This window comes from Pseudomonas sp. VA159-2 (assembly GCF_024126635.1).
Taxonomy (GTDB): Bacteria; Pseudomonadota; Gammaproteobacteria; order Pseudomonadales; family Pseudomonadaceae; genus Aquipseudomonas; species Aquipseudomonas muyukensis.
This window is the reverse complement of sequence record NZ_JAMYBV010000008.1, coordinates 18,267-43,536: the sequence shown is the minus strand read 5'-3', so window position 1 is coordinate 43,536 and position 25,270 is coordinate 18,267. Positions and strand designations below refer to the sequence as shown.

Genomic DNA, 25,270 nt, shown 5'->3' with positions numbered 1-25,270 from the left:
GACGCGCTGCACCGTACTTCACTGCTGCTGCTCACCCTCGGCCCGCTGTTGTTGCCCGCTGGCGTGGCCCATGGCAGCAGTACCGGCTTCATTCAGGCGCGGCTGGTGGTCAGTGCCGCCTGCCAGATCAGCAGCGACCCGCAGCAGCCGGCTTCGCTGGGCAACCCTGGCCTGCTCGACTTCGGTGCCCGGGGCCCGACCTGGGACCGGCCCTTGACCAGCCGGGTCGACGAGGCGGGTGGCGATGGCAGCCTGCAGATCAGTTGCACGCCCCAGGTGCGCGCCTTCAGCGTGCGTATCAACGGCGGCCTCAATGGCGGCGACGGCGTGCGCCGGCTGAGCAATGGCCGCGAGCTGATTCCCTACCAGCTGGCCATCGACCCAGGCGGCAACAGCCGCTACGGCATCGGCCAGGCGCGAACCTTCACCATCAGCAGCACCCAGCAAGTACCTGTGCCCATCTACGGCGTGGTCATCGCGCAGCCGCGCGCGCTGCCTGCCGGGCTGTATCGCGACACCCTCAGGGTGACCCTGGACTGGTAACACGCAAGGAGATTTCTATGCCCGTGTACATCACTCGCTGCATGCTCGTCGGCCTTGGCCTCGCCCTGGCGGCTCACGCCCAGGCCGCCACCGTGACCGGCACCATCAGTTCGACCCTGACCTTGACGTCGGCCTGCCAGGTCAATGGCACCGGCGGCACCTCGGGGCTGAACTTCGGTAGCCTCAACTTCGGCACCCAGGACTCGCTGTTCACCACTGCCAACGGCCAGGTGCTGGGCGGTGGCGGCGGGGCCATGAGCATCCTCTGCTCGGCGGGCACGGTACCGGTGATCAAGGTGCGCGCGGGCAGCCACGACAGTCAGTCCGCCGGTGGCACCCGGGCCCTGGCCGACGGCGCCGGTAACTTCGTGCCCTACGACTTCTACACCGACGCCGGGCACACGCAGCTACTGGCCATCGACGGCACCATCACCCTGCCGACCAGTACCGGCGTTGCGCAGACCGTCAACCTGTACGGCCAGGCGCGCGGCAAGGCCGGCTTGCCGGCCGGGGTGTACACCGACACGGTGGCGGTCGAGCTGAGCTTCTGAAGCGCATGGCGCGGCTGCTGGCGCTTGGCCTGTGCCTGGCGCTGACGCAGGGCACCCAGGCGGCCACCAGCAGCACCTTCCAGGTGAGCGCGCAGATCGTTGCCGGCTGCCTGGTGGTGGGCGGCGTGACGGCCTACGGCGTGCTCGACTTCGGCACCCGTTCGGCGCTGTCCACCGCCACCTTGAGCAGCGCCCTCGGCGGCACCACGGTGACCTTCCAGTGCACCCCCGGCGTGGCCCTGAGCATGAGCCTGGACGGCGGCCAGAACAGCGCCGCCGGCACGCGCAACCTGAAACGCACGGGCGGCACCCAGCTGCTGGCCTACCAGTTGTTTCGCGACGCCGCGTTCAGCCAGAGCCTGGGCATCGGCGGCAGCGTGGCGCTGAGCTACAGCGATCCGACGGCGATCAAGCTGCCGGTCTATGGGCGCACCGCCCTGACCGGCACCCTGCCGGCCGGGACCTATACCGATGTGGTGCAAGTGACGGTGAGCTGGTGAAGCCGCCGGCAACCACAAGAACCAGCAAGGAGAGAGGCATGGGGGCAGGCGCGAAGTGGGCGCGAGGAATCATCGGGGTGTTGTGGCTGGCCAGCGCGCCGGCCTTCGCTGCCACATCGGTGCTGATCTGGCCGATCGACCCGGTGCTGGAGGCCGATCAGAAAGCCGGTGCGTTGTGGCTGGAGAACCGCGGCTCGGCGCCGGCCAGCCTGCAGGTGCGGGTGTTCGCCTGGCGCCAGGGCGAATACCAGGAGCAGTTCCAGGCCCAGCGCGACATCATCGGCAGTCCGCCGGTGGCCACGATCGCGCCGGGCCAGAAGCAGCTGATCCGCCTGACCCGCACCGCCAGCTCGCCGGCCGGTCAGGAGCTGGCCTATCGCATCATCATCGACGAGATCCCGTCGCCGTTGCCGGCCGACGCCGCCAGCGAGGGGCCCAAGGCGGCGATCCGCCTGCAGATGCGCTACTCGGTGCCGCTGTTCGTCTATGGCGATGGGCTGTGGGGCAAGCCTGATCCAGAGGGCAAGCGCAGCGCCGAAGGGGTCGGCAAGCCGCAACTGAGCTGGCGCGCGGTGACGGTGCAAGGCAAGCCCTATGTGGAGTTGCGCAACAGCGGGCCGGTGCATGCGCGGCTGACCGATGTGGTGCTGCAACAGGCCGGCCAGGACAAGCCCCTGGTCGAGGGGTTGCTTGGCTATGTACTGCCTGGCGCCAGCATGCGTTGGCCGGTGCCGGTCGCCCCGGGGGCGGCCAGCGTGCTCAAGGGCCGGATCAACGGCCAGGAGGTGGCGCAGGCCATCAGGCAAGGCCAGTAACCCAGGTGTGAAGCTGTCGCAGGGGCCAGGGAGGACCCGCCAATGGTTGGAAATCGTGTGTGAGCTGGGTGCGGGGGGCGACGCACCGGTTGTGGCTGGGCCTGGCGGTGCTGGGGCCCGGCAGCGGTGTGGCCGACGCGCTGCCGCCACCGCCTTCGGAAAGTGCGGTGGTTGCCGATGCCACGCTGTACCTCGACCTGCTGGTGAACCAGGTGGCCAAGGCTGAGCTGGTGCCGGTGCAGCAGCGCGCCGGGCGCCTGTTCCTGGGCAGCGAGGTGCTGCGCGCGGCGGGCGTGACGCTGCCGGGCGATCCCCAGGGCGAGGTGGCGCTGGAGGATATCGCGGGCCTGCACAGCGACTACGACAGCCAGAACCAGCGCCTGCTCCTGCAAGTGCCGCCGGCCTGGCTGCCCGACCAGCGCGTGGGTGATCGCAACCTGTATCCGGCCAGTGCGGCGCGCACCAGCTTTGGTGCCTTGCTCAACTACGATGCCTACCTCAACGACACCGACGAGGGCGGTACCTACTTGGCGGCCTGGAACGAACTGCGTCTGTTCGACGACTGGGGCACCTTTTCCACCACCGGCCAATGGCGCCAGTCGTTCAATGGCACGCAGAGCCAGACCCGCCAAGGCTTCCTGCGCTACGACACGACCTTTCGCCAGACCGACGAGCAGCGCCTGCTGACCTACGAGGTCGGCGACCTGGTCAGCGGCGCGCTGCCATGGACCACCTCGGTGCGCATGGGCGGCCTGCAGCTGTCGCGCGACTTCGGCGCGCGCCCGGACCTGGTCACCTACCCGCTGCCGGCGTTCGCCGGCGAGGCGGCGGTGCCGACCTCGCTGGACCTGTTCATCAATGGCTACAAAAGCAGTAGCACCGAGCTGCAGCCCGGCCCCTACACCCTGACCAACGTGCCGTTCATCAACGGTGCCGGCGAGGCGGTGGTGGTGACCACCGACGCCCTTGGCCGCCAGGTTTCGACCACCTTGCCGTTCTATGTCACCAGCAGCCTGTTGGCCAAGGGCCTGTCGGACTATTCGGTGGCCGCCGGCAGCCTGCGCCGCGACTACGCCGTGCGCGACTTCGCCTATGGCCCGGGGGTGGCCACGGCCAGCCTGCGCCATGGCGTGTCCGACTACTTCACCCTCGAGACCCACGCCGAGACCGCCGAGTCGATGCAGCTCGGCGGCCTGGGCGGCAACCTGCGCCTGGGCACCTATGGCGTGCTCAACGCGGCGCTGGCGCAGAGCCGCTTCGACGGCGACAGCGGCCAGCAGGTGGCGCTGGGCTATCAGTACAACAGCCGGCGCATAGGCTTCAACTACCAGCGTATCGAGCGCCACGGCGACTATGCCGACCTGTCGTTGGTGGACAACCCCTTCACCCGCCTGAGCCGGCGCAGCGAGCAGGCCACCCTGAGCCTCAACCTCGACCGCTACGGCAGCCTAGGTGCCGGTTATTTCGATGTGCGTGCCGGCGACGGCACGCGCACGCGGCTGCTCAACCTCAGCTGGAGCAAGCCGTTGTGGGGCAGCAGCAGCCTGTACCTGTCGGCCAACCGGGAAGTCGGCGACAGCCAATGGGCGGTGCAGGCGCAGCTGGTGATCCCGTTCGACCTGCGCGGCACCCTGGCCTTCAGCGCCGAGCGCAGCAAGGACGGTCAGGACCTGCAGCGGGTCAACTACAGCCAGGCGGTGCCGGTGGGCGGCGGGGTCGGCTACAACCTCGGCTATGCCACCGGCGGCAACACCCAGGACTACCGCCAGGCCGACCTGACCTGGCGCCTGCAATCGGTGCAGTTGCAGGCTGGGCTGTACGGCAGCAGCGGCGAGATGACCCGCTGGGCCGATGCCAGCGGCTCGCTGGTGCTGATGGATGCCGGGCTGTTCGCCGCCAACCGCATCGACGATGCCTTCGTGGTGGTCAGCACCCGTGGCTATGCCGATGTGCCGGTGCGTTACGAGAACCAGCAGATTGGCCGGACCGACCGCAACGGTCATTTGCTGGTGCCGTACAGCAGTGGCTATTACCGGGGCAAGTACGAGATCGACCCGATGGAGCTGCCGGCCGATGTCCTGGCGCCGCAGGTGGAGCAGCGCGTGGCCGTGCGCCGGGGCAGCGGCTACCTGCTGGAGTTCCCGCTCAGGCAGGTGCTGGCGGCGAGCCTGGTGCTGGTCGATGGCCAGCAGCAGGAACTCAAGTTGGGCAGCCGGGTGCTGCACCAGGAAAGCGGTGGCGAGGCGGTGGTGGGCTGGGATGGCCTGGTATACCTGGAGAATCTCGCCGCGCACAACCGCCTGCACGTGGACAAGGCCGACGGCGGGCACTGCCAGGTGGCGTTCGACCTGCCCGAAGGGCAGGGGCCGATCCCCTTGATCGGCCCGTTGGTGTGCCGATGAGCGGGCTGCGTCGCTGTCTGCTGGCCGTGTTCCTGCTGCCCGGCCAGGCCTGGGCGCTGTGTTCGTCGGTGGCGACCACGCCGGCGGCGTTCGGCACGCTTAACTCGACGCTGCTGCGCACCACCGTGCAGACCGCCTCGAGCAGCAACTCAGGCTTGCAGTGCACCGGCTCGCTGCTCAGCCTGCTGACCAGCAACGACCACTTCTACGCCACCATCACCCCGGCCTCCGGCGGCTTGGTCGGCCCGACCGGCGATGTCATCAACTACACCTTGTACGCCGACAACAGCGTCAACTACCCGATCACCCGCGGCGTGGCCTTCGACTTTGCTCGCAATGGCATCATCGACCTGCTGGGGCTGCTCAGCGGGCCGACACCCAAGGCCGTGCCGATCTACCTGCGCACCCAGGTCGGCAGCAACGTCGCCGCCGGGTTGTACCAGGAGACCCTGACCGTGGCCTGGAGCTGGAACTACTGCTCCGGCATCGGCATCGGCAGTATCTGCCTGGGCCGCGACATCGGCAGTGGCAGCAAGACTCTCAATGTCAGCCTGACGGTGAGCAACGATTGCCAGATCACCACCCCCAACATCAGCTTTGGCAGTGCGCCGGTGGTGGCCGGGTTCGCCGCGGTCAACCAGAACGTCAGCCTGTCGTGCACCAAGGGCAGCAGCTACACGGTGGGGCTGGATGACGGGCAGAACGTCTCGGGCGGGCGGCGGCGGATGAAGTCCAGCAGCAACAACTACCTGGCGTACGACATCTTCAAGAGTGCCGGCGCGGTGCGCTGGGGTTCGGTGGGCGCGGCGCGGCGGGCCAGCAGCGATGCCGATGTGAATCCGGGCAATGGCACCGGCACCGGCAGCCAGGTGTTCAACTACAACGCCAAGGTCTACACCGACCAGGCCACGCCGCCGGCGGCGAGCTATACCGACAGCGTGATCCTGGATGTGCAGTTTTGAGTGACACCACAAAGATGGGCGTGTCGCTCAGCGCAGGTCGTCGACCATCTTCAGCAGGGTCTCCAGCACCGCCCCGGCCAGCGCCTTGGAGCGCTCGCCCGACCAGCCAGTGCGCGGGTTGGGTGCGTCGTCATGGTCCTTGAACGGCATCTCCAGGGTCAGCGACAGGCAATCATGGGCCTGGCCAACGGCGTTGCAGGCCAGGGTCATGTTGGCCTGGCCCGGCTCGTCGCGGGTATAGCCGTACTGGGTCTGGAAGTCGGGCGTCAGGTTGCACAGGGTGCTGCGGAACTGCTCTTCGAGCTTGGCAATGCGCGGCGTGTAACCTGGGTTGCCCTCGCAGGCGGCGGTGAACACGTGGGGGATTTCCTCGTCGCCATGGGCGTCGACGAAGGCATCGACGCCATGCAGCTTCATCTGGCTCTGGGCGAACAACACCTCGGGGGTCGATTCGACGCTGGCATCCTGCCAGGCGCGGTTGAGGTCCTTGCCCTTGAAGTTGGTGCGCAGGTGGCCGAGGAAAGCGCCGTCCGGGTTCATGTTGGGGATCAGGTACAGGTCGGCCTTGGCTAGCAGTCGCTGGATGACCGGGCCGTTGCCTTCGAGGGCATCGATCACGCCTTCCATGAACCATTCGGCCATGTGTTCGCCGGGATGCTGCTGGGCAATGATCCACAGCTTGCGCTTGCCGGCTGCGCCGTCACCTGCGCGCAGCAGCGGGATATCCCGGCCTTGCACGCTGCGACCGCTGGCCAGCAGCTCGACACCGGGGATCTGCCGGGCGCGTTCGATCAGTTGGTTGTGGCGGGCACGGGGGTAGGGCTCGAAGTAGGCGAACCAGGCTTGCTCCTGTTCGGCCTTGAAGTCAAAGCTCAGGGCCTTGCCGTCGAACTGGCTGGGCACCCGGAACCAGGTTTGCTGGTCGTAGGAGGCCACGGCGTGATAACCGCTCCAGGCGTTCTTGTAGGAAGACTCATGGGCGTTGTCCAGGCTGAAGCGATGGACCTGGCCCGGTGTCAGGCCGCTGACCCGGAAGTGGAACCACTGGAAGTGGTCGCTATGGCTGTCCTTGCGGATGTTCAGGTGGACATGCGCAGGGTCGCTGGCGTCCTTGATCAGGATGTTGCCGGAATCGAAATCGCAGTCGATGTGCAGCGGGGAGCGCGTCACGGTCATTGCCAGCCTCCTGTTGGCGTTGTTGTGACCGTACTTTACACCGCTTGGTGGTGGGGTTGCGCAGGTTAATTGGCGCGGCAAACTGTGGTAGGGGATTGGCTTGACGCGTTTGCGCAAGGCGCGGGGCTTGGCCTCAGGCCAGCAGGCCCAGCACGGCCAGGGCTGCCAGGCCAAAGCCGATGGCAATCGAACAGCCGCCCAGCGACAGCGCCGCCCGACCTTGCCGGTACCAGCCGTCGTGCCCCAACTGCCGCGCCGGGGGCAACAGGCTGCGCCAGCGCAGTTCGGTGTCGTGGAAAGCGTGCAGGTGCTCGGGCTTGGCATCCAGCCAGCGGCGAAAATCGATACGTTCGCTGGCCGTCACCTGCGGGCTCTGCAGGCGCACGTACCAGTGCCCGGCGGCAGCGGCCAGGGCGTTGCCCGGCTGGTGGGTGGTCTGCAAGGCCTGGTTCATGTGGCGCTCGATGCTGACCAGCGGCAGGTCGAGGCGCGTGGCGATTTCGGCGAAACCCAGCTGGTCGAGGCGGTTGAGCAGGAACACTTGCTGGACCCGCCGTGGCAGGCGCTTGAGCGCATGCAACAAGGCGTCTTCGCCGTGCCGTTCGGCCGTGTGCGGATCATGCTCGAGGGGCAGCAGCAGACGGGTCATGGACAGCTCCTTGCTCATTGGGGAGGGATGGGGGCATCTTCCATGATGCAGCATCAGCTTAGTATTAACGAGATTGATTCTCAAGTGCTGATTCCGCAAAGATTTGTAATGAGCGTTCACGCGCTGACACACTTTTGCTATCATCGGCGCCATCAAACGATCTTCATTAGCCTGAAGAGCCAAAAAAAATGACCCGGCAAAAAGCCGGGTCAAAAACCGTGATTAGCCTGATGAGGAGATAATCTGAGCGTCCGACCTGAGGACGTTGCAGGTTATCCAGCGGGTCTCGCGACCTGCTGAGTGCAATAATAATCGTTATCATTTGCCAGTCAAATGATTTTTCCGTGTATCGGTAAAAAAATCTTCCTGACGCCTTCCTCGTCCCCGGCAACTGGGGCTATCGCCGTTCGTCGGCTATCACGTTCTCCCTAGCGATTACCCGCCTTTTCCGTGGCGTGGCACTGCTCCAGCAGGGCCCGGGCCATGTTCATCATGTGCATCAACGCAAATACCACCTCCCGCGTCGTGCCCTGCAGATGGCTGCCGGTTTCCTGCGCCGTGGCGGCCGCGCAGCGCAGCAGGGCCATGGCATGCTCGCTGGCCTGGGCGTTGCTGACGCCCTCGCGCAAGGTCCAGAGCGAACGCTCCAGGTCGGGCTTGCTGGGGGTAGGGTTGAGGTAATAGTCGAGGGCGCGGCGGGCGGCCTCTTCGTCGAGATCTGTGTCTTCTTTTTTCGAATCACTCATGACTGCACCTACGAAATCCGTTCCGGGACAAAGAACAGTGATAGTAGGTCAAACTGTATTTTTATTGCGTGCTAAGATAATTCTGGATGTGTATTGATGCCATTCATCCAGTCCGTATCGTTCTCAGCCATGGAAAACTGGATCGAATTTCTGTCGCGCTACCAGCGCGAGCACAACCTCAAGCAACACCAACTGGCCGAACGCCTGGGCATGACCCAAGGCGGTGTCGGCCATTGGCTGCGCGGCACACGCAGGCCGACCCTGGCGACCGTCAACGAAAAACTGGAAAAGCTCGGCCTGCTGTACCTCGAGGCGCGGGTGATGGTGGTCGAGCGGGACATGACCCGCGAAAGCCGGGGTGTCTATGCGGTCGACCCGCCGCCGCCGGTCAATGCCCTGCGCCATGCCAGTTTTCGCTTTCCGGTGTTGAAATGGGCCGACCTGCAAGGGCCGTTGCCCGAGGCTGGGGAAACGCAGGAATTGACGGGGTATATGCCGGCTGGCAATGCCTTCTGGCTGCCGGTGGAGAACGACTCGATGAATGCCCCCCGTGGCCGCAGTGTGCCACAGGGGGTGCTGGTGCTGGTGGACGCGGGGGTGGAGGCCGCGCCGGGGCGCCTGGTGGTGGCCCGCCAGCCCGGCAAGCCGGCGGTGTTGCGCGAGTTGATCGAGGAGGGCGGGCAACAGATGCTCAGGCCGCTCAATACCCTGTACCCGACAGTGCTGTGCGAGAAGGGGTGCGAGTTTCTCGGGGTGGTGGTGCGGATGCATGGGCTGCTTTAAGACAAACCGCATTGCGGCGGCAAGGGGCGGGCGGTAGCGCTTGCAGCGCCTGTGAGGCGCTGCGTCTCTCCCGGTGAGCCCCTGAAGCCCTTCACGCCTCCTCCAGCTCCACCAGTACGGTTCCCTCGCTGACCATATCCCCCTCCTGGCAGAACAACGCCTTCACCGTCCCTGCCTGTGACGCGCGAATGCTGTGCTCCATCTTCATCGCCTCCAGGACCACCAGCGCGGTCCCAGCCTCGACCACCTGCCCCGGCGCCACCAGCACGCGCACGATGCTGCCGTTCATCGGCGCGGCCAATCCGCCCTGGTGGACATGGCAGGCTTCGGCCGCGGCAATCGGATCATGCACGCTGACCGCGTGCAACTCGCCTTGCCAACGCAGGTACAACGTGCCACCACGACGTACCGCCAGGTACCGGCGGCGCACGCCCTCGTGTTCATGGCACAGTTGCTCGCCTTCAAGCCGGTAGGTCGACGGCGCACTGCGCTCCAGTGCCACGGCCTGTTCATGCCCATCGCATTGCAGATGCAAGCTGCTGCGCGCCGGCAGGCCCAGGCGCAGGCCATCACGGGCAGCCCAGGGCGACACCTGGTCGTCCTCGCGCTGCTGCTCGGGCCCGCTGTGCAACCAGGCTTCGGCGGCTGCCTCCCAGAACGGCGCAGGCAGCGCTTCGGCCGCTGGCAGCAACAGCGCCTGATGGCGCGGGATGAACCCGGTGTCCAGCTCGGCGGCGGCAAACGCCGGGTGCGCGAGGATGCGGCGCAGGAAGGCGATATTGGTCTTCAAGCCGCCGATGGCGAACTCGTCGAGCATCGCCAGCAGGCGCAGGCGGGCCTGTTCGCGGTCTTGGCCCCAGGCGATCAGCTTGCCCAGCATCGGGTCGTAGAACGGCGAGACGACATCGCCCTCGGCGACGCCGCTGTCCACCCGCCGGCCTTCGCCGGGTGCCGACTCGCGGTACAGCGCCAGGGTGCCGGTGGCCGGCAGGAATTCGTTGGCCGGGTCCTCGGCGTACAGCCGTACCTCGATGGCATGGCCGAGCAGCGGCACCTGCGCCTGGGTGATCGGCAGCGCCTCGCCGCAGGCCACGCGGATCTGCCAGGCCACCAGGTCCAGCCCGGTGATCGCTTCGGTGACCGGGTGTTCCACCTGCAGGCGGGTGTTCATCTCCATGAAGAAGAACTCGCCACGGGCATCGAGCAAAAATTCCACCGTGCCAGCGCCGACATAGCCGATGGCCTGGGCGGCGCGCACCGCCGCCTCGCCCATGGCCTGGCGCAGTTCAGGCGAAAGCCCCGGGGCCGGCGCTTCCTCGACCACCTTCTGGTGGCGGCGCTGGATCGAGCAGTCACGCTCGTTGAGGTACAGGCAGTGGCCGTGCTGGTCGGCGAACACCTGGATCTCCACATGGCGCGGCTTGAGCAGGTATTTTTCCACCAGCATGCGCGCATCGCCGAACGACGACTGCGCCTCACGCTGGGCCGAGGCCAGGGCGTCGGCCAGCTGGCTTTCTTCCTCGACCACCTTCATACCCTTGCCGCCACCGCCGGCGCTGGCCTTGAGCAGCACCGGGTAGCCGATGCGCTCGGCGGCGGCGCGGAAGGTTTCCAGGTCCTGGGCCTGGCCGTGATAGCCCGGCACCAGTGGTACGCCGGCGGCCTCCATCAGGGCCTTGGCCGCCGACTTGCTGCCCATGGCGTCGATGGCGCTGGCCGGTGGCCCGAGGAAGATCAGCCCGGCCTGTTCGATGGCGCGGGCGAAGCCTGCGTTCTCGGACAGGAAACCATAGCCTGGGTGGATGGCCTGGGCGCCGCTGGCCTTGGCGGCGGCGATCAGCTTGTCGATCACCAGGTAGCTGTCGGCCGCCTTGGTGCCGCCGAGGTCGACGCGGATATCGGCTTCGCGGCTGTGGCGGGCATCGCGGTCGGTGGCGCTGTGCACGGCCACGGTGGTCAGGCCCATGGCCTTGGCGGTACGCATCACCCGGCAGGCGATTTCGCCGCGGTTGGCGACCAGCAGGGTGGTCAGGGTAGGGCGGCTCATGGGCGCGGTTCCTTGTTGTCTTGCCAGGCCGGGCGGCGTTTTTCCAGGAAGGCGCGCAGGCCCTCCTGGCCTTCGGCGCTGACGCGGATACGGGCGATGGTGTTCTCGCAGTAGCGGCGCAGCGCTGGGCTCAGTTCACCGTCGTCCACTTCGCGCAGCAGCTCCTTGGTGGCGCGCAGGGCCTGGGGGCTGTTATGCAGCAGGTTGCTCACCCAGGCCTCGACCTGGACGTCCAGCTCGGCGGCCGGGTACACCTCGGCCAGCAGGCCCAGCTCGCGGGCCCGCACGCCGCTGAAGCGCTCGGCGGTCAGGGCATAGCGGCGGGCGGCGCGTTCGCCGATGGCCTTGACCACGAACGGGCTGATCACCGCGGGCGCCAGGCCGATGCGGACCTCGGACAGGCACAGCTGGGCGTCCTCGGTGCCGATGGCCATGTCGCAGCAACTGATCAGCCCCAGGGCACCACCGAAGGCTGCGCCTTGCACCACGGCCAGGGTCGGTGCCTTGAGGCGGTGCAGGGCATACATCAGCTCGCCGAGTTCATGGGCATCGTCGAGGTTGGTGTTGAAGTCCAGTGCCGCCGACTGCTGCATCCAGGCCAGGTCGGCGCCGGCGCTGAAGTGCCGGCCACGGCCGCGCAGCAGCACGAAGCGCAGGCCGGTGTCCTCGGCCAGGCGGTCGAGGGCGACGATCAGCTCGCGGATCATCTGCGCGTTGAAGGCGTTGTTCTTATCTTCGCGGCTGAGCCACAGGGTGGCGAAGCCGCGCGGGTCGTGTTCCAGTTCGATAGTCGCGAAGTCGCTCATGGGTCACATCCGGAAAATGCCGAAGCGGCTCTGTTCGATCGGGGCGTTCAGCGCGGCGGACAAGGCCAGGCCGAGCACATCGCGGGTCTGCGCCGGGTCGATGACCCCGTCGTCCCACAGCCGGGCGCTGGAGTAGTAGGGGTGGCCCTGGCGCTCGTACTGGTCGAGGATCGGCTGCTTGAGTTGCTGTTCGTCCGCAGCGCTGAACACCTCGCCACTGCGCTCGCTCTGTTCGCGCTTGACCTGGGCCAGCACGCCGGCGGCTTGCTCGGCGCCCATCACGCCGATTCGCGCGTTGGGCCACATCCACAGGAAGCGCGGGTCATAGGCGCGGCCGCACATCCCATAGTTGCCGGCGCCGAAACTGCCACCGATGATCACCGTGAACTTCGGCACCTGGGCGCAGGCCACCGCGGTCACCAGCTTGGCACCATGCTTGGCGATGCCGCCTTCTTCGTACTTCTTGCCGACCATGAAGCCGGTGATGTTCTGCAAGAACAGCAACGGGATGCCGCGCTGACAGGCCAGCTCGATGAAGTGCGCGCCTTTTTGCGCGGCCTCGGCGAAGAGAATGCCGTTGTTGGCCAGGATCGCCACCGGGTAGCCGTGCAGGTGGGCGAAGCCGCACACCAGGGTGGTGCCGAACAGGGCCTTGAACTCATCGAACAGCGAGCCGTCGACCAGCCGCGCGATCACCTCGCGGACATCGAACGGCTGCTTGGCATCGGCCGGCACCACGCCATACAGCTCTTCGGCGTTGTACAACGGCGCGATCGGCGCCTGGCATTGCAGCTTGCCTTGCTTGTGCCAGTTGAGGTTGGCCACGCTGCGCCGGGCGATGGCCAGGGCGTGCTCGTCGTTGTCGGCGTAGTGGTCGGCCACGCCGCTGGTGCGGCAGTGCACGTCGGCGCCGCCGAGGTCCTCGGCGCTGACCACTTCACCGGTGGCGGCCTTCACCAGCGGTGGGCCGGCGAGAAAGATGGTCGCCTGCTGGCGGACCATGATCGCCTCGTCGGCCATGGCCGGCACATAAGCGCCACCGGCGGTGCACGAGCCCATCACCACGGCGATCTGCGGGATGCCCAGGGCACTCATGTTGGCCTGGTTGAAGAAGATCCGCCCGAAGTGCTCGCGGTCGGGGAACACTTCGTCCTGGCGTGGCAGGTTGGCGCCGCCGGAGTCCACCAGGTAGATGCAGGGCAGGCGGTTCTGCAGCGCGATGGTCTGCGCGCGCAGGTGTTTTTTCACCGTCAGCGGATAGTAGGAGCCGCCTTTGACCGTGGCGTCGTTGGCCACGATCATGCATTCCACGCCTTCGACGCGGCCGATGCCGGCGATCACGCCTGCGGCCGGCACGTCTTCGCCGTACACCTCATGGGCGGCCAGCTGGCCGATCTCAAGGAACGGTGAGCCGGCATCGAGCAGGCGGTCGATGCGCTCGCGCGGCAGCAGCTTGCCGCGCGAGGTGTGGCGCTGCTGGGCCTTGGGTCCGCCGCCCTGGGCGACGTGGGCGAGCAGTCCGCGCAGGTGGGTGACCTGTTCGAGCATGGCCGCGCTGTTGCCGGCGAATTCCGCCGAGTGCGGGTTGATCTGGGTGTGCAGGGTAGCCATGGACGCCAGTTCCTTGTGCTCAGCGGGTTTCGTTGAACAGTTCGCGACCGATCAGCATTCGGCGGATCTCGCTGGTGCCGGCGCCGATCTCGTACAGCTTGGCGTCGCGCAGCAGGCGGCCAGCCGGGAATTCGTTGATGTAGCCGTTGCCACCGAGAATCTGGATCGCCTCCAGGGCCATCTGCGTGGCGCGTTCGGCGGTATAGAGGATCACCCCGGCGGCGTCCTTGCGGGTGGTCTCGCCACGGTCGCAGGCCTGGGCCACGGCATACAGGTAGGCGCGGCTGGCGTTGAGCTGGGTGTACATGTCGGCGAGCTTGCCCTGGATCAGCTGGAACTCGCCGATGCTCTGGCCGAACTGCTTGCGGTCGTGGATGTAGGGCACCACCAGGTCCATGCAGCTTTGCATGATGCCGGTCGGCCCGCCCGAGAGCACCACGCGCTCGTAGTCCAGGCCGCTCATCAGCACGCGCACGCCGCCGTTGAGCTGGCCGAGTATGTTTTCTTGTGGCACCTCGACGTCGTCGAAGAACAGTTCACAGGTGTTGGAGCCGCGCATGCCCAGCTTGTCGAACTTGTTGCTGCGGCTGAAGCCTTTCCAGTCGCGCTCGACGATGAACGCGGTGATGCCGTGCGGGCCCTTGTCCAGGTCGGTCTTGGCGTAGATCACGTAGGTGTTGGCGTCGGGGCCGTTGGTGATCCAGGTTTTGCTGCCGTTGAGCACATAGCGGTCGCCGCGTTTTTCGGCGCGCAGCTTCATCGACACCACGTCGGAGCCGGCGTTGGGCTCGCTCATGGCCAGGGCACCGATGTGCTCGCCGCTGATCAGCTTGGGTAGGTACTTGAGTTTCTGTTCATGCGTGCCGTTGCGGTTGATCTGATTGACGCACAGGTTGGAATGAGCGCCGTAGGACAGCGCCACTGACGCCGAGCCGCGGCTGATTTCTTCCATCGCCACCACGTGGGCCAGGTAGCCGAGGCCGGCGCCGCCGTATGCTTCCGGCACGGTGATGCCCAGCAGGCCCATGTCGCCGAACTTGCGCCACATGTCGGCGGGGAACAGGTTGTCCTGGTCGATCTGCGCGGCGCGCGGGGCCAGCTCGGCGGCGACGAAGGTGCGCACCTGGTCGCGGAGCATGTCGATGGTTTCGCCCAGGGCGAAGTTCAGGCTGGGGTAATGCATTGGGAGCACCTTGTTGTTCTTGAAATGTACGCGGTGGTCGCGGCGTTGTGGCAGCGGGCTTGCCCCGCGATGTCCGTCAGAGCGGCCAGCCATTGCCTGGTCCGGCCTCATCGCGGGGCAAGCCCGCTGCCACAACGCCGCCATGGCGATGGTTGACGTTAACGTAAACCTGGCCTTCTGGAGTGTCAATTGGAATGTCACCTTTACGTAAACGTAAATTTGGACCAGAGTATTTCCAGCCCGCTTCAGCCGTGCCCAGAACAACCACAAGAAGGGACAGCCATGCCTCAACCAAGCTATACCCGCGGCCGCCAGGACCAGCCCTTGCTGACCCAGACCATCGGTCAGGCCTTCGATTCCAGCGTCGCCCGCCATGCCGAACGCGAGGCCCTGGTGGTGCGCCACCAGGGCCTGCGCTACAACTGGCGTGAACTGGCCGCCGAGGTCGATACTTACGCCCGGGCCTTGCTGACGCTAGGGATAGCCGTTGGCGACCGGATCGGCATCTGGGCGCCCAACTGCGCCCAGTGGTGCATCCTGCAGGTGGCCACGGCCAAGGTTGGCGCGATTCTGGTCAACATCAACCCGGCCTACCGCGTCGGCGAGCTGGACTACGCGCTGCGCCAGTCCGGCTGCCGTTGGCTGGTGTGCGCCGATGCTTTCAAGGCCTGCGATTACCACGCGATGGTGCAGGAGCTGGTGCCGGAGCTGGCAGCCGCGCCGCCTGGCGCACTGGCCAGCGAGCGCCTGCCCGAACTGCGCGGGGTGGTCAGCCTGGCCACCGAGCCGCCGCCAGGCTTCCTGCCCTGGGCCGCGCTGGCCGGGCGGGCAGGGGCGGTGAGCGCGGCCGACTACGCGGCGCGCCAGGCCCAGCTGCAGTTCGACCAGCCGGTGAACATCCAGTACACCTCCGGTACCACCGGTGCGCCCAAGGGCGCCACCCTCAGCCACTACAACATCCTCAACAACGGCTTCATGGTCGGCCAGAGCCTGGGCCTGAGCGAGCGTGACCGCATGGTGATACCGGTGCCGCTGTACCACTGCTTCGGCATGGTCATGGCCAACCTCGGCTGCATCACCCATGGCGCCACCATGATCTACCCCAGCGATGCCTTCGACGCCGAGCTGACCCTGCGCGCGGTGGCCGAGGAGCGGGCCAGCATCCTCTATGGCGTGCCGACCATGTTCATCGCCATGCTCGACCATCCGCTGCGTGCCCAGCTCGACCTGTCGAGCCTGCGCAGCGGCATCATGGCCGGCGCCACCTGCCCGATCGAGGTCATGCGCAAGGTCATCGACCAGTTGCACATGGCCCAGGTGCAGATTGCCTACGGCATGACCGAAACCAGCCCGGTGTCGCTGCAGACCGGCCCGGACGACGAGCTGGAACTGCGCGTGACCATGGTCGGCCGTACCCAGCCGCAGCTGGAGACCAAGCTGGTGGATAGCGACGGGCGCATCGTCGCCCGAGGCGAGATCGGCGAGCTGTGCACCCGCGGCTACAGCGTGATGCTCGGCTACTGGGACAACCTGCAGGCCACCCATGAGGCCATCGACCCGGCCGGCTGGATGCACAGCGGCGATCTGGCGGTGATGGACGATGACGGCTACGTGCGTATCGTCGGGCGCAACAAGGACATGATCATTCGCGGTGGCGAGAACATCTATCCGCGCGAGCTGGAAGAGTTCCTGCACACCCATCCGGCGGTGGCCGAGGCGCAGGTGGTGGGGATTCCGTGCAGCAAGTACGGCGAGCAAGTGGTGGCCTGGATCCGCCTGCATCCAGGGCACAGCGCCAGTACCGAGGAGTTGCAGCAATGGTGCAAGGCACGGCTGGCACACTTCAAGACGCCGCGGCATTTTCGCTTTGTCGATGAGTTCCCCATGACGGTGACAGGAAAGGTGCAGAAGTTTCGAATGCGCGAGATCAGCATCGCGGAGCTGGCTGAGCCGGTAGCGCCCTGAAGACCGCGTCCACCAGTTCGGCGAAAGTGATGTAGGTGTGGATCTGATAGGGGATGAGGATGCCGAAGGTGTCCTCGATGATCGCTTGCAGCTCGACCACGTCGAAACTGTCCGCGCCCAGTTCGTCGAGGGCGATATCGGGCCGGATCCGGTGCGGGCTCTGCTCCAGGAAGCGGGCCAGGATCCGTAGTAGGCGGAGGGTGACATCGAGGCGCGAGCGCATGCCGGGGTGGCCGTTGGAGAATGGAGTTTCTCTGTACGCCGGTTGGCTGCCAGCGGCTACTGGTAGAACTGCCAGGTGTGGTTGGCCTGGCTTTGTGCTTGGTTGGCGGGATCTCGCCAGTGCCGAGTATCGCGTCGCCTGGTTCGCCAGCAACGCTGGCGCCTACCAAGGTACGCGGTGGCGCTGGCGAGCCGCGCCAGGGCTCGAATCGCAAGCCTTGTCTATTCTCAAGCTTTCACCGGCGGCGTCTCGCTCGGCGGGTCGCCCACGGTCGGCGGCACGGTCGGCTTGATCGGCAGTTCGTCCGGCTCCTGCTCGGGCACCGGCGGTGGCAATGCCGGGTCGTCGATGTTCGGGTCGGGGATCTCCGGTGCGATGGGAATGTTCATGGGCCTGACCTCGCGGGATAAATGAGGAGGTGTTGCAGGCTTCGACCCAGGCCTGCGCCATTCGCTCATTTTTTTTGAACCCCCGCCTGCCGCCATGGCTCTGAACCCTTACCGCCACAATCCCCACGGAGCGAGTGCGATGTCAGGTAACGAGCCGTTCGAAAGCGTGCCCATGGCCGGCGATCATCCGGACCAGGCCATCAGCCTGTCCCAGGCGCTGCTGGCGCCACGCATCGTGATCGAGGCGATCAGCCCGGTGCTCGACGGCGGCACCTTCGCCGCCAAGGCCGTGCGCGGCCATGCGCTCGAAGTGGGCGCCAAGGTGTACAGCGATGGCCATGACCGCCTGGCCGTGACCCTGCACTGGCGCCAGGCCCACAGCCGGCGTTGGCACTGCGTGGCCATGCACTCGCCAGGCAACGACCTGTGGCTGGCTGCGTTCACCCCCACCGAGCTGGGCCTGCACCTGTTCAGCATCGAGGCCTGGATCGACCCATGGGCCACCTATTGCCATGACCTGGAGAAGAAATACGCCGCCGGCGTGGAGGTGAAGCTGGAGCTGGAGGAGGGGCGCTTGCTGCTGGGCAAGGGCATCGAGCGCAGCGATGGCCTGCTGCGCGAGCAGCTTGAACAATTGCAGCAGCGCCTGCCGGGGCTGACGGCGGACGATCAGGTGGCGCTGTTGCTGCACCGCGACGCCGCGCAGCTGATGGGCGAGGCCGAGCACCGCAGCTACCTGACCCGCAGCGCCGAACTGCCGCTGGATGTCGACCGCGAGGCGGCGCAGTTCGCCAGCTGGTACGAGCTGTTCCCGCGCTCAGTCACCGACGACCCCGAGCGCCACGGCACCTTTGACGACGTGCACCAGCGCCTGCCGATGATCCGCGACATGGGCTTCGACGTGCTGTATTTTCCGCCCATCCACCCCATTGGCATGCAACACCGCAAGGGCCGCAACAACGCCCTCAAGGCTGAACCGGGCGACCCGGGAAGCCCCTATGCCATCGGCAGCGCCGAAGGCGGCCATGAGGCCATCCACCCGCAGTTGGGCACGCGCGAGGACTTCCGCCGGCTGGTCGCCGCCGCCGCCGAGCATGGCCTGGAAATCGCACTGGACTTCGCCATCCAGTGTTCCCAGGACCACCCCTGGCTCAAGGAACATCCCGGTTGGTTCAGCTGGCGCCCCGACGGTAGCATCCGCTACGCCGAGAACCCGCCGAAGAAGTACCAGGACATCGTCAATGTCGATTTCTACGCCCCCGAGGCGGTGCCGAGCCTGTGGCTGGCGCTGCGCGACGTGGTGCTCGGCTGGGTCGAGCAAGGGGTCAAGACCTTCCGCGTCGACAACCCGCACACCAAGCCGCTGCCGTTCTGGCAATGGCTGATCGCCAATGTGCGTAGCCGCCACCCCGAGGTGATCTTCCTCGCCGAGGCCTTCACCCGCCCGGCGATGATGGCGCGCCTGGGCAAGGTCGGTTATGCGCAGAGCTACACCTACTTCACCTGGCGCAACAGCAAGCAGGAGCTGCGCGAATACTTCGAGCAGCTCAACCAGCCACCCTGGAGCCAGTGCTACCGGCCGAACTTCTTCGTCAACACGCCGGACATCAACCCGTATTTCCTGCAGACCTCCGGTCGCCCGGGCTTTCTCATTCGCGCGGCGCTGGCGACCATGGGGTCGGGGCTGTGGGGCATGTATTCGGGCTTCGAACTGTGCGAGGGCACGCCGCTGCCGGGCAAGGAGGAGTACCTGGACTCGGAGAAATACCAGATCCGCCCGCGCGACTTCACCGCGCCCGGCAACATCGTCGCCGAGATCGCCCAGCTCAATCGCATCCGCCGCCAGAACCGCGCTTTGCAGAGCCACCTGGGGGTGGTGTTCCTCAACTGCTGGAACGACCAGATCCTGTATTTCGCCAAGCGCACGCCCGAGCGCGACAACGTCATCCTGGTGGCCATCAGCCTCGATCCGTACAACGCCCAGGAGGCCAGCTTCGAGTTGCCGCTGTGGGAGCTGGGGCTGGACGACAACGCCGATACCCAGGGCGAGGACTTGATGAACGGCCACCGCTGGACCTGGCACGGCAAGACCCAATGGATGCGCATCGAGCCCTGGCACCAGCCGTTCGGCATCTGGCGCATCGAAAAGCTGCGCTGACCCCTGTAGGAGCGGCCTTGTGTCGCGAACGGGCTGCGCAGCAGCCCCAGGGTCTTGGAGATACCGCGGATTGCTGGGGCTGCTGCGCAGCCCTATCGCGACACAAGGCCGCTCCTACAGGGGCGTGCCGAACCGAAAATTGAAAGGAGTCGCACATGGCCAAGCGTTCCCGCCCGGCAGCCTTCATCGACGACCCGCTGTGGTACAAGGACGCAGTGATCTACCAACTGCACGTGAAATCGTTCTTCGATGCCAACAACGACGGCATCGGCGATTTCGCAGGCCTGATCGGCAAGCTCGACTACATCGCCGAACTGGGCGTCAACACCCTCTGGCTGTTGCCGTTCTACCCCTCGCCGCGGCGTGACGACGGCTACGACATTGCCGAATACAAGGCCGTGCACCCGGACTACGGCAGCATGGCCGACGCCCGGCGCTTCATTGCCGAGGCCCACAAGCGCGGCCTGCGGGTGATCACCGAGCTGGTCATCAACCATACCTCCGACCAGCACCCCTGGTTCCAGCGCGCCCGCCACGCCAAGCGTGGCAGCAAGGCGCGGGAGTTCTACGTGTGGTCGGACGACGAGCAGAAATACGACGGCACGCGGATCATCTTCCTCGACACCGAGAAATCCAACTGGACCTGGGACCCAGTGGCCGGCCAGTACTTCTGGCACCGCTTCTACTCGCACCAGCCGGACCTGAACTTCGACAACCCGCAGGTGCTCAAGGCGGTGATCGGGGTGATGCGTTTCTGGCTCGACCTGGGGGTCGATGGCCTGCGCCTGGACGCCATCCCCTACCTGATCGAGCGCGACGGCACCAACAACGAGAACCTGCCCGAGACCCACGAGGTGCTCAAGGCGATCCGCGCCGAGATCGATGCCAATTACCCCGACCGCATGCTGCTGGCCGAGGCCAACCAATGGCCGGAAGACACCCGGCCCTACTTTGGCGAGGGCGACGGCGACGAATGCCACATGGCCTTCCATTTCCCGCTGATGCCGCGCATGTACATGGCCCTGGCCATGGAGGATCGTTTCCCGATCACCGATATCCTGCGCCAGACCCCGGAGATCCCGGCCAACTGCCAATGGGCGATCTTCCTGCGCAACCACGATGAGCTGACCTTGGAGATGGTCACCGACCGCGAGCGCGACTACCTGTGGAACTACTACGCCGAGGATCGCCGCGCACGCATCAACTTAGGGATTCGCCGGCGCCTGGCGCCGCTGCTGCAGCGCGACCGGCGGCGCATCGAGCTGCTCACCAGCCTGCTGTTGTCGATGCCAGGCACGCCGACCTTGTACTACGGCGACGAGCTGGGCATGGGTGACAACATCTACCTGGGTGACCGCGACGGCGTGCGCACGCCGATGCAGTGGTCGCCGGACCGCAACGGTGGTTTCTCCCGTGCCGACCCCCAGCGCCTGGTACTGCCGCCGATCATGGACCCGCTGTACGGCTACCAGACCGTCAACGTCGAGGCCCAGGCCCACGACCCGCACTCGCTGCTCAACTGGAATCGCCGCCTGCTGGCGGTGCGCAAGCAGCAGAAGGCCTTTGGCCGTGGCAGCTTGAAGATGCTCACCCCCAGCAACCGGCGCATTCTGGCCTACCTTCGCGAGTACACCGACCCGAACGGCAACAGCGAAGTGGTGCTGTGCGTGGCCAACGTCTCGCGCGCCGCCCAGGCCGCCGAGCTCGAGCTGTCGCAGTACGCGGAGCGGGTGCCGGTGGAAATGCTCGGCGGCAGCGCCTTCCCGCCGATCGGCCAGTTGCCGTTCTTGCTGACCTTGCCGCCGTACGGCTTCTACTGGTTCCTGCTGGCCTCCCACGACCGCATGCCCAGCTGGCACCTGCAGCCAGCCGAGGGCTTGCCTGAGTTGACCACCCTGGTGCTGCGCAAGCGCATGGAGGAGCTGCTCGAGGCGCCGTCACGCGACACCTTGCAAGGCACGATCCTGCCGCAGTACCTGCCCAAGCGGCGCTGGTTCGCCGGCAAGGAAGGGCCGATCGACCAGGTGCGCCTGCGCTATGGCGTGCGTTTCGGCACCGCGGCCTTGCCGGCGTTGCTCAGCGAGATCGAGGTGCACAGCGACGGCGTCTGCACCCTTTACCAACTGCCGTTCGGCCTGCTGCCCGAAGAGCAGATCAACGCCGCGCTGCCCCAGCAGCTGGCGCTGTCGCGGGTGCGGCGGGGCCGCCAGGTCGGCCTGATCACCGATGCCTTCGTCCTGGAACCTTTCGTTCGCGCGGTGCTGCGCGGCTGCCAGGACGGCCTGCGCCTGCCCTGTGGCGAGGCTTTGGGCGAGCTGCGCTTCGAATGCACCGATCAGCTCGCGGCGCTGGCGCTGGATGACGACAGCGAAGTGCGCTACCTCAGCGCCGAGCAGTCCAACAGCTCGGTGGTGGTCGCTGGCAGCCTGGTGCTCAAGTTGATCCGCCGGGTCAACCCGGGGGTGCACCCGGAGCTGGAGATGAGCGCCTACCTGACCGCCGCCGGCTTCGCCAATATTTCGCCGCTGCTGGCCTGGGTCAGCCGCGTCGACCACGCTGACCAGGCGCACCTGCTGATGATTGCCCAGGGTTACCTGAGCAACCAGGGCGATGCCTGGGACTGGACGCAGAACACCCTGGAGCGGGCGATCCGCGATGAGATGGAGCCGGGCAGCGTCGAGTCCGAAGCACACACCGACGCGCTGGCCGAGCTCAGCGGTTTCGCCGCCTTGCTCGGCCAGCGCCTGGGCGAGATGCACCTGCTGCTGGCCGCGCCCAGCACCAACCAAGCCTTCGCGCCACGACCGAGCGATGCCGCCGACAGTGAACGCTGGGGCGCGCAGATCGGCGCCGAGCTGGCCCATGCCCTCGACCTGCTGGCCCTGCACCGCGACACGCTGGACAACGACAGCCAGGCCTTGGTCGATGACCTGCAGCAACAGCGCGAAGGCCTGCAACAGCACCTCGATGAACTCGCCCGCCAGGCCCAGGGCGGCTTGCTGATGCGCGTGCATGGCGACCTGCACCTGGGCCAGGTGCTGGTGGTGCAGGGCGACGCCTACCTGATCGACTTCGAGGGCGAGCCGGCGCGGCCGCTGCACGAGCGCCGGGCCAAGCAAAGCCCGTACAAGGATGTCAGCGGCGTGCTGCGTTCGTTCGACTATGCTGCTGCGATGATCCTGCGCAGCGCCTCGGCGGTGGACCTGTCCGACGCGGCGCGCCAGGCCCGCCAGCGGGTTGCCCGGCAGTACTTGCACCAGTCGCGCCACGCCTTCGTCGAAGCCTACGGGCTGGCCACCGCCGCCATGCCCCACGCCTGGCAGCAGGCCGAGGGCGAGCGCGCGGCGCTGGAGCTGTTCTGCCTGGAGAAGGCCGCCTACGAGATCACCTACGAAGCCGAGAACCGGCCCAGCTGGCTGGCCGTGCCTTTGCATGGCTTGCATGGGCTGATCAGTGCCTGGGGTGAAGCATGAGCCTGAAAGACCCTGGGGCTGCAACGCAGCCCCAGGGCTGTCAATGAAAACATGGAAAGGGGCAGTGAGATGAATGCAACCATGCGTGACACCGGCGGCCTTCGGCAACGGGACCTCGATGCCCTGGCCCGCGCCGAGCACGCCGATCCGTTCGCCGTGCTCGGCCCGCACCCCGATGGTGCGGGCGGCCAGACTATCCGCGCCTTCCTGCCCAACGCCCTGAACGTGCGGGTGCTGGCGCGTGACGACGGGCGTATCCTCGCCCAGATGCAGCAGGCCAGCCTGCCCGGGCTGTTCATCGCGCAGCTGACCGAGGCCCAGCCGTACCAGCTGCAGATCGACTGGGCCGGCGGCCAGCAGGTCACCGAGGACCCCTACAGCTTCGGCCCGCAACTGGGCGACATGGACATGTACCTGTTCGCCGAGGGCAATCACCGCGACTTATCCGGGCGTTTCGGCGCGCAGCCCAGCGAGGTCGATGGCGTCGCCGGCGTGTGCTTCTCGGTCTGGGCGCCCAACGCCCGGCGCGTGTCGGTGGTCGGCGACTTCAACAACTGGGACGGCCGCCGTCACCCGATGCGCCTGCGCCACAGTGCCGGCGTCTGGGAACTGTTCGTGCCGCGCCTGGGTGTGGGCGAGACCTACAAGTTCGAGGTGCTCGGCCATGACGGCGTACTGCCGCTCAAGGCCGACCCGCTGGCCCGCGCCACCGAGCTGCCGCCGAGCACCGCGTCGAAGGTGGCCGGGCCGCTGGCCCACGCCTGGCGCGACCAGCCGTGGATGGAGCAGCGGGCCCAGCGCCATGCCTACAGTGCGCCGCTGTCTATCTACGAACTGCACGCCGGCTCCTGGCGCTGCGAGCTGGACGATGCCGGCGAAGTGGCGCGCTACTACAACTGGCGCGAGCTGGCCGAACGCCTGGTGCCCTACGTGCAGGCGCTGGGCTTCACCCATATCGAACTGATGCCGATCATGGAGCACCCGTTCGGTGGCTCCTGGGGCTACCAGCCACTGTCGCTGTTCGCGCCCACTTCACGCTATGGCAGCGCCGAGGACTTCGCCTATTTCATCGACGCCTGCCACCTGGGCGGCATCGGCGTGATCCTCGACTGGGTGCCGGCGCATTTCCCTACCGACGAGCACGGCCTGGCGCGGTTCGACGGTACTGCGCTGTATGAGTACGACAACCCGTTGGAAGGCTTCCACCAGGACTGGAACACCCTGATCTACAACCTTGGCCGCAACGAAGTGCGCGGTTTCATGCTGGCCTCGGCGCTGCATTGGCTCAAGCATTTCCATATCGACGGCCTGCGCGTCGATGCGGTGGCCTCGATGCTCTACCGCGACTATTCGCGCAAGGCCGGCGAATGGGTGCCCAACCGTCATGGCGGGCGCGAGAACCTCGAGGCCATCGATTTCATCCGTCACCTCAACAGCGTCGCCGCCCATGAGGCGCCGGGCGCGCTGATCATCGCCGAGGAGTCCACCGCCTGGCCGGGGGTCAGCCAGCCGGTGCAGCAGGGCGGGCTGGGCTTTGCCTACAAGTGGAACATGGGCTGGATGCACGACACCCTGCACTATATCCAGAACGACCCGATCCACCGCACCTACCACCACAACGAGATGAGCTTCGGCCTGATCTATGCCTACTCCGAGCATTTCATCCTGCCGATCTCCCACGACGAGGTGGTGCACGGCAAGCATTCGCTGATCGACAAGATGCCCGGCGACCGCTGGCAGAAATTCGCCAACCTGCGCGCCTACCTGACGTTCATGTGGATGCACCCGGGCAAGAAGCTGCTGTTCATGGGCTGCGAGTTCGGCCAGTGGCGCGAATGGAACCACGACCAGCAACTGGACTGGTACCTGCTGCAGTATCCCGAGCACCAGGGGGTGCAGAAGCTGGTGGCCGATCTCAACCGCCTGTACCGCGAACTGCCGGCGCTGCACGAGCAGGACTGCCAGCCCCAGGGCTTCCAGTGGCTGATCGGCGACGATGCCGCCAACAGCGTGTATGCCTGGCTGCGCTGGAGCAGCCAGGGCGAGCCGTTGCTGGTGGTGGCCAACTTCACCCCGGTGCCGCGCGAAGGTTACCGCATCGGCGTGCCGTTCGGCGCCCAGTGGCAGGAGCTGCTCAACAGCGACGCCGAGCTGTATGCCGGGTCAAACGTCGGCAACCTGGGGGCGGTGGCGACGGAGGCTAGCGCCAGCCATGGCCAGCCCTTGTCGCTGGCGCTGAACCTGCCGCCGCTGGGCGTTCTGGTCATGAAGCCGGCGTGATCGTTTTT

General features: G+C 66.6%; 20 protein-coding genes. 11 read left to right on the top strand and 9 right to left on the bottom strand.

The window, feature by feature from the left end:
• Nucleotides 1-6: 6 nt before the first annotated feature.
• From NJG22_RS09885 to NJG22_RS09860, 6 genes are all read left to right on the top strand, one after another.
• Nucleotides 7-543 (top strand): spore coat U domain-containing protein, encoded by a 537-nt coding sequence (locus NJG22_RS09885; RefSeq protein ID WP_253094445.1) that lies wholly within the window; start codon nt 7-9, stop codon nt 541-543.
• Nucleotides 544-560: 17 nt separating this feature from the next.
• On the top strand, nt 561-1,094 hold the full coding sequence (locus NJG22_RS09880; RefSeq protein WP_253094165.1) for a spore coat protein U domain-containing protein: 534 nt from the start codon (nt 561-563) through the stop codon (nt 1,092-1,094).
• 5 nt (nt 1,095-1,099) lie between these two features.
• Entirely contained in the window at nt 1,100-1,594 is a 495-nt protein-coding gene (locus NJG22_RS09875; RefSeq protein ID WP_253094163.1) for a spore coat U domain-containing protein, read from the top strand.
• A gap of 38 nt (nt 1,595-1,632) precedes the next feature.
• Nucleotides 1,633-2,409: a molecular chaperone gene (locus tag NJG22_RS09870; protein ID WP_253094161.1), complete on the top strand. Its 777-nt coding sequence runs from the start codon at nt 1,633-1,635 to the stop codon at nt 2,407-2,409.
• A gap of 68 nt (nt 2,410-2,477) precedes the next feature.
• Entirely contained in the window at nt 2,478-4,811 is a 2,334-nt protein-coding gene (locus tag NJG22_RS09865; protein ID WP_253094444.1) for a fimbria/pilus outer membrane usher protein, read from the top strand.
• Complete coding sequence (locus NJG22_RS09860; RefSeq protein ID WP_253094159.1) at nt 4,808-5,773, top strand: spore coat U domain-containing protein; 966 nt, start codon at nt 4,808-4,810, stop codon at nt 5,771-5,773. The genes NJG22_RS09865 and NJG22_RS09860 overlap by 4 nt, the downstream gene beginning before the upstream one ends.
• A 27-nt stretch (nt 5,774-5,800) precedes the next feature.
• On the opposite strand, the gene NJG22_RS09855 is transcribed toward NJG22_RS09860, so the two are convergent.
• The 3 genes from NJG22_RS09855 to NJG22_RS09845 form a co-directional block, all read right to left on the bottom strand.
• Complete coding sequence (locus NJG22_RS09855) at nt 5,801-6,949, bottom strand: M14-type cytosolic carboxypeptidase (RefSeq protein WP_253094158.1); 1,149 nt, start codon at nt 6,947-6,949, stop codon at nt 5,801-5,803.
• A 133-nt stretch (nt 6,950-7,082) separates the two neighbouring features.
• Complete coding sequence (locus NJG22_RS09850; protein ID WP_253094149.1) at nt 7,083-7,598, bottom strand: DUF4880 domain-containing protein; 516 nt, start codon at nt 7,596-7,598, stop codon at nt 7,083-7,085.
• Between the two features lie 428 nt (nt 7,599-8,026).
• Nucleotides 8,027-8,344, bottom strand: a complete 318-nt coding sequence (locus tag NJG22_RS09845) for a hypothetical protein (RefSeq protein ID WP_217853837.1) — start codon at nt 8,342-8,344, stop codon at nt 8,027-8,029.
• A gap of 129 nt (nt 8,345-8,473) precedes the next feature.
• Between NJG22_RS09845 and NJG22_RS09840 the strand changes: the two genes are divergently transcribed.
• Nucleotides 8,474-9,127: a S24 family peptidase gene (locus NJG22_RS09840; RefSeq protein WP_253094147.1), complete on the top strand. Its 654-nt coding sequence runs from the start codon at nt 8,474-8,476 to the stop codon at nt 9,125-9,127.
• Between the two features lie 91 nt (nt 9,128-9,218).
• On the opposite strand, the gene NJG22_RS09835 is transcribed toward NJG22_RS09840, so the two are convergent.
• The 4 genes from NJG22_RS09835 to NJG22_RS09820 are packed head-to-tail and all read right to left on the bottom strand — an operon-like array spanning nt 9,219 to nt 14,774.
• The gene (locus NJG22_RS09835) at nt 9,219-11,174 is read right to left on the bottom strand and encodes an acetyl/propionyl/methylcrotonyl-CoA carboxylase subunit alpha (RefSeq protein ID WP_253094145.1); all 1,956 of its coding nucleotides are present in this window, start codon (nt 11,172-11,174) and stop codon (nt 9,219-9,221) included.
• Nucleotides 11,171-11,980 (bottom strand): gamma-carboxygeranoyl-CoA hydratase, encoded by an 810-nt coding sequence (locus NJG22_RS09830; RefSeq protein WP_253094143.1) that lies wholly within the window; start codon nt 11,978-11,980, stop codon nt 11,171-11,173. The genes NJG22_RS09835 and NJG22_RS09830 overlap by 4 nt, the downstream gene beginning before the upstream one ends.
• Before the next feature lie 3 nt (nt 11,981-11,983).
• Nucleotides 11,984-13,591 (bottom strand): carboxyl transferase domain-containing protein, encoded by a 1,608-nt coding sequence (locus NJG22_RS09825; RefSeq protein ID WP_253094141.1) that lies wholly within the window; start codon nt 13,589-13,591, stop codon nt 11,984-11,986.
• Between the two features lie 19 nt (nt 13,592-13,610).
• Nucleotides 13,611-14,774: an isovaleryl-CoA dehydrogenase gene (locus NJG22_RS09820; protein WP_253094139.1), complete on the bottom strand. Its 1,164-nt coding sequence runs from the start codon at nt 14,772-14,774 to the stop codon at nt 13,611-13,613.
• A 282-nt stretch (nt 14,775-15,056) separates the two neighbouring features.
• Between NJG22_RS09820 and NJG22_RS09815 the strand changes: the two genes are divergently transcribed.
• Nucleotides 15,057-16,739, top strand: a complete 1,683-nt coding sequence (locus tag NJG22_RS09815; protein WP_253094136.1) for an AMP-binding protein — start codon at nt 15,057-15,059, stop codon at nt 16,737-16,739.
• Here the strand turns inward: NJG22_RS09815 and NJG22_RS09810 are convergent.
• Both NJG22_RS09810 and NJG22_RS09805 read right to left on the bottom strand, forming a co-directional pair.
• Nucleotides 16,702-16,962: an acyl carrier protein gene (locus NJG22_RS09810; RefSeq protein ID WP_253094135.1), complete on the bottom strand. Its 261-nt coding sequence runs from the start codon at nt 16,960-16,962 to the stop codon at nt 16,702-16,704. The genes NJG22_RS09815 and NJG22_RS09810 overlap by 38 nt on opposite strands.
• 227 nt (nt 16,963-17,189) lie before the next feature.
• Nucleotides 17,190-17,351: a hypothetical protein gene (locus NJG22_RS09805; RefSeq protein WP_253094133.1), complete on the bottom strand. Its 162-nt coding sequence runs from the start codon at nt 17,349-17,351 to the stop codon at nt 17,190-17,192.
• A 139-nt stretch (nt 17,352-17,490) separates the two neighbouring features.
• Here NJG22_RS09805 and NJG22_RS09800 point away from each other — a divergent pair, with 139 nt between their 5' ends.
• From NJG22_RS09800 to glgB, 3 genes are all read left to right on the top strand, one after another.
• Complete coding sequence (locus NJG22_RS09800) at nt 17,491-19,509, top strand: alpha-1,4-glucan--maltose-1-phosphate maltosyltransferase (protein ID WP_253094131.1); 2,019 nt, start codon at nt 17,491-17,493, stop codon at nt 19,507-19,509.
• A 155-nt stretch (nt 19,510-19,664) separates the two neighbouring features.
• Entirely contained in the window at nt 19,665-22,982 is a 3,318-nt protein-coding gene (gene treS, locus NJG22_RS09795; RefSeq protein WP_253094128.1) for a maltose alpha-D-glucosyltransferase, read from the top strand.
• Between the two features lie 69 nt (nt 22,983-23,051).
• Nucleotides 23,052-25,262: a 1,4-alpha-glucan branching protein GlgB gene (gene glgB / locus NJG22_RS09790; protein WP_253094127.1), complete on the top strand. Its 2,211-nt coding sequence runs from the start codon at nt 23,052-23,054 to the stop codon at nt 25,260-25,262.
• Nucleotides 25,263-25,270: the final 8 nt, after the last annotated feature.

Bases quoted from the DNA above. Each gene is read 5' to 3' on its own strand.
- glgB (WP_253094127.1), top strand. From the start codon at position 23,052: ATGAATGCAACCATGCGTGACACCGGCGGCCTTCGGCAACGGGACCTC.
- NJG22_RS09875 (WP_253094163.1), top strand. From the start codon at position 1,100: ATGGCGCGGCTGCTGGCGCTTGGCCTGTGCCTGGCGCTGACGCAGGGC.
- NJG22_RS09825 (WP_253094141.1), bottom strand. From the start codon at position 13,591: ATGGCTACCCTGCACACCCAGATCAACCCGCACTCGGCGGAATTCGCC.
- NJG22_RS09870 (WP_253094161.1), top strand. From the start codon at position 1,633: ATGGGGGCAGGCGCGAAGTGGGCGCGAGGAATCATCGGGGTGTTGTGG.
- NJG22_RS09845 (WP_217853837.1), bottom strand. From the start codon at position 8,344: ATGAGTGATTCGAAAAAAGAAGACACAGATCTCGACGAAGAGGCCGCC.
- NJG22_RS09850 (WP_253094149.1), bottom strand. From the start codon at position 7,598: ATGACCCGTCTGCTGCTGCCCCTCGAGCATGATCCGCACACGGCCGAA.
- NJG22_RS09800 (WP_253094131.1), top strand. From the start codon at position 17,491: ATGTCAGGTAACGAGCCGTTCGAAAGCGTGCCCATGGCCGGCGATCAT.
- NJG22_RS09820 (WP_253094139.1), bottom strand. From the start codon at position 14,774: ATGCATTACCCCAGCCTGAACTTCGCCCTGGGCGAAACCATCGACATG.
- NJG22_RS09830 (WP_253094143.1), bottom strand. From the start codon at position 11,980: ATGAGCGACTTCGCGACTATCGAACTGGAACACGACCCGCGCGGCTTC.
- treS (WP_253094128.1), top strand. From the start codon at position 19,665: ATGGCCAAGCGTTCCCGCCCGGCAGCCTTCATCGACGACCCGCTGTGG.
- NJG22_RS09805 (WP_253094133.1), bottom strand. From the start codon at position 17,351: ATGAACATTCCCATCGCACCGGAGATCCCCGACCCGAACATCGACGAC.
- NJG22_RS09860 (WP_253094159.1), top strand. From the start codon at position 4,808: ATGAGCGGGCTGCGTCGCTGTCTGCTGGCCGTGTTCCTGCTGCCCGGC.
- NJG22_RS09880 (WP_253094165.1), top strand. From the start codon at position 561: ATGCCCGTGTACATCACTCGCTGCATGCTCGTCGGCCTTGGCCTCGCC.
- NJG22_RS09840 (WP_253094147.1), top strand. From the start codon at position 8,474: ATGGAAAACTGGATCGAATTTCTGTCGCGCTACCAGCGCGAGCACAAC.
- NJG22_RS09815 (WP_253094136.1), top strand. From the start codon at position 15,057: ATGCCTCAACCAAGCTATACCCGCGGCCGCCAGGACCAGCCCTTGCTG.
- NJG22_RS09810 (WP_253094135.1), bottom strand. From the start codon at position 16,962: ATGCGCTCGCGCCTCGATGTCACCCTCCGCCTACTACGGATCCTGGCC.
- NJG22_RS09855 (WP_253094158.1), bottom strand. From the start codon at position 6,949: ATGACCGTGACGCGCTCCCCGCTGCACATCGACTGCGATTTCGATTCC.
- NJG22_RS09835 (WP_253094145.1), bottom strand. From the start codon at position 11,174: ATGAGCCGCCCTACCCTGACCACCCTGCTGGTCGCCAACCGCGGCGAA.